Origin of the sequence: Pseudonocardia sp. McavD-2-B (genome assembly GCF_024124365.1) — a bacterium.
GTDB classification, from domain to species: domain Bacteria; phylum Actinomycetota; class Actinomycetes; order Mycobacteriales; family Pseudonocardiaceae; genus Pseudonocardia; species Pseudonocardia alni.
Map to the genome: position 1 here is coordinate 1 of NZ_JAMXSG010000420.1, position 3,288 is coordinate 3,288.

Annotated in this window: 3 protein-coding genes; 2 read left to right on the plus strand and 1 reads right to left on the minus strand. The window is 76.5% G+C overall.

Annotation, left to right across the window (positions count from 1 at the left end; genetic code table 11):
- Positions 1-232 precede the first annotated feature (232 nt).
- Positions 233-1,207, minus strand: coding sequence for an aldo/keto reductase (locus tag NH602_RS29555; RefSeq protein ID WP_073575993.1), 975 nt, complete (start codon positions 1,205-1,207; stop codon positions 233-235).
- A gap of 85 nt (positions 1,208-1,292) precedes the next feature.
- Between NH602_RS29555 and NH602_RS29560 the strand changes: the two genes are divergently transcribed.
- Positions 1,293-1,859 carry a Chromate resistance protein ChrB gene (locus tag NH602_RS29560; RefSeq protein ID WP_139282838.1) on the plus strand — a complete coding sequence of 189 codons (567 nt, stop codon included), beginning with the start codon at positions 1,293-1,295 and terminating at the stop codon, positions 1,857-1,859.
- A gap of 15 nt (positions 1,860-1,874) precedes the next feature.
- Positions 1,875-3,288: HAD-IC family P-type ATPase (locus tag NH602_RS29565; protein WP_253069527.1), on the plus strand; the 1,414-nt coding region annotated here is incomplete at its 3' end.

Genomic DNA, 3,288 nt, shown 5'->3' on the forward strand with positions numbered 1-3,288 from the left:
GCGGACCGGCCCCGGCGTCCTCGGCGTAGCGCGGGATGACGACCGTGGCCGGGTCGTCGTCGGCGCTGTGCGCGCCGCGGCCCTGGGCGCCGTGGCCCTGGGCGAGATGGTCCTGGGCGGTCATGTCCCCTCCTCCTCACCACGCGGCCGGGCGGCATCGGTGGACGACGTCGACTCCGACCGCCAGGTGGCTGGAAGGTAAACGAGCGTATGTCCGCCGGGAAACGCGGGGTCAGCTCCAGGGGCGCGCGGAGCGGGTGGCCCAGTAGTGCTCGGCCGGTTCGGCCAGCGCGGTGAGCTCCTCGGCCGCGTCCGCGGGCAGCGTGAGCTCCGCGCCCGCGAGGTTCGACGCGAGCTGGTCGGTCCCGACCGGGCCGAGGAGCACCCGCCACGCCCACGGGTTCGCCAGCGCCGCGGCGACGGCGATCCGGTCCAGCGGCACCCCCGTGCGTGCCGCCAGCGCCGCCGCCGCGCGGGCACCCTCGGTGCCGTCCTCGCCGCCGGGGGCGAGCCTGCCGTTCGCGAAGACCTCCTTCACGATCACCCGGGCCCCGGCGTCGGCGGCCTCGGCCAGCGCCGGGCCCACCGAGGGTTCGAGCGGATTCCAGGTGCTCTGGAACGAGGTGAACAGCGGCTCGCCGTCCACCCGGACGTCCAGCGCCCGGCGCACCGCGTCGGCCTGGGCGGGGCCGGAGGTGGAGATGCCGACCCGGATCCCCCGGTCGCGCAGGTGAGCCATCGCGCGGTGGACGCGCCCGTCGTCGAGGACGCCGGTGTCGAGCGTCGCGGAGTGCACGTGGTAGGTCCCGAGGTGGTCGCCGAGCAGCTCGCGGCTCAGCGCGTACTGCTCGGTGAAGGCGTCGAGCGAGTGGTCCTTGACCTCGTGGGTGTCGGCGTCGGTCCGCCACCCGCCCACGTAGCGGTAGCCCCACTTCGAGCCGATCTCGACGGGGTCCTCACCGCCGGTGACCCCGGGCCGGTCGGCGAGCCAGCCGGCGAGGAACTCCTCGGCGCGGCCGTAGGAGCGGGCGACGTCGAGGTAGCGGACGCCCGCGGCGTACGCGGCGTCGAGCAGTGCGCGGGAGCGGTCGCGCAGGGTGGCGACGTCGCGGTCGTCGCCGAGCTCGCCGGCGCGGCCGGAGGTGATGTAGGCGGGGCGGGCGATCGCGGCCAGGCCGAGGCCGAGGCGGTGGGCGGGGGCGGGCATGGCCCCAGCCTGCCGCACCCGACGGCGGCGCCGCACCCGACGAAACACCTGTTGCATGCCGGTGCCGGCCGGTACCGTCCTGAGCATGACCGACGCGCCGTCCGGTGGCTGGGTCCTACTGCTCGCGCAGCTGCCCGCCTCCCCCTCGAGCCCCCGGGTCACGCTGTGGCGCCGGGCCCGCGCCGCGGGCGCGGTCGGCCTGCAGAACGGCGCGTGGGTGCTGCCGGCGACCGACGAGCACCGCACGTTCCTGGAGGGGCTCGCGGCCTACGTCCGCGAGTCCGGCGGGACCGCGTACGCGCTCGACGTCGCCGCCGGGACCAGCGACGACGGCATCGTCGCCCGGATCCGCGCCGAGCGCGGCAAGGAGTTCGGTGAGTTCACCGAGCGCGGCGACGCGCTGCTGGCGGAGCTGGAGAAGGAGTCCGCCCGGGACAACTACTCCTTCGCCGAGCTGGAGGAGAACGAGCAGGACCTGGAGCGGCTCACCCGCTGGCTGGCCACGATCTCGTCCCGGGACTTCTTCCCCGACGAGCGCGGCAAGGACGCCGAGGCCCTCCTGGACCGCTGCCGGCGCGCGCTCGACGCGTTCACTGCCGCCGTCTACCGCGCCGAGGGCGTGGCCCCCGACCTGCCACCGCGTACGGACTGACCCGGTGGGCAGCCCGTGAGCGGCGGGGCGCACGCCACGACCGGCGCGGCCGTGGTCGACGGCCTCGGTACGGACGCACTGCGGGGCCTCACCGGCGCCGAGGCCGCGGCGCGGCGGGGGCGGCACGGTCCCAACCGGTGGGTCGTCCCGCGTCGGGTCACCTTCCTGCGGGTGCTCGCCGACGAGGTCACCGAGCCGATGATGCTGCTGCTCGCGGCGATCGCGGTGCTCTACGGCGTCTGGGGGCGGCTCGACGACACCGTCGCCGTCGTCGTGATCATCGCGGCGGTCGTCGGTGTTGAGGTGTTCGCCGAGTTCCGCGCGAAGTCGGTCATCGCCTCGCTCGGCGAGCTCACCGCCCCGACGACGCCGGTGGTGCGCGACGGGAGCACCGTCTCGGTCGGGGTCGACGACATCGTGCCCGGCGACCTCGTGCCGCTGGCCGCGGGCTCGCGGGTGCCCGCCGACCTGCGCCTGGTCGAGACCTGGGGGCTGCGCGTCGACGAGTCGACCCTCACCGGGGAACCCGTCGCCGCCCCCAAGGATGCCGCCCGGGTGCTCTCCGGCGACACCGCGCTGGCCGAGCGGACGAACCTGGTGTTCGCCGGGACGACGGTCGTCGCCGGGTGGGCCCGCGGCGTCGTCGTCGCGACGGGGACGGCCACCGAGCTGGGCACACTCACCGGGCTCGTCGCCGCCGCGCGGCCGCCCCGTACGGCACTCCAGCAGGCCATGCGCGAGCTCGCCGGCAGCCTCGCGACACTGGCGATCGCGTTCAGCGTGCTCGTCCCGCTGGTCGGCGTGCTGACCGGGCGGCCGTGGCGGGAGATGGTGCTGACCGGGCTCACCCTGGCCTTCGCGACGGTCCCGGAGGAGCTGCCGATCATCGTCAGCCTGGTGCTCGGGCTCGGCGCGTACCGGCTGTCGCGGCGGCGCGGGCTGGTCAGGCGGCTGCGCGCGGCGGAGGCCCTCGGGCTGGTGACGGTGCTCGCCACCGACAAGACCGGCACGCTCACCTGCAACCGGATGGCCGTCGCGCGGGTCGAACCGGCCCCGGGCGTCGACGACGACACCCTGCTGGGCCTCGGCGCGGCCTGCACCGAGACCGCCCCCGAGCCCGACGGCGGCTGGTCCGGTGACCCGACCGACGTCGCGTTCCTCGTCGCGGCCCGCGACCGGGGCCTGCCGACGCCCGCCGAACCGGTCGCCCGGTTCCCGTTCGACCCCGGCCGGGAGACGATGACGGTCGTCCTGCCCGCCGGCGCGTCCGGCACCGCCACGGTGGTGACCACCGGCTCGCCGGAGTCGGTGCTGGCCCGCTGCGCGGCGCCGTCGCCGGAGACCGCGGGCCGGGTCGCCGCGCTCGCCGCCCGCGGCCTGCGGGTGATCGCGGTGGCGAGCAGGCCGGCGTCGCAGGTCCCGGCGACGG

Bases quoted from the DNA above. Each gene is read 5' to 3' on its own strand.
- NH602_RS29555 (WP_073575993.1), bottom strand. From the start codon at position 1,207: ATGCCCGCCCCCGCCCACCGCCTCGGCCTCGGCCTGGCCGCGATCGCC.
- NH602_RS29560 (WP_139282838.1), top strand. From the start codon at position 1,293: ATGACCGACGCGCCGTCCGGTGGCTGGGTCCTACTGCTCGCGCAGCTG.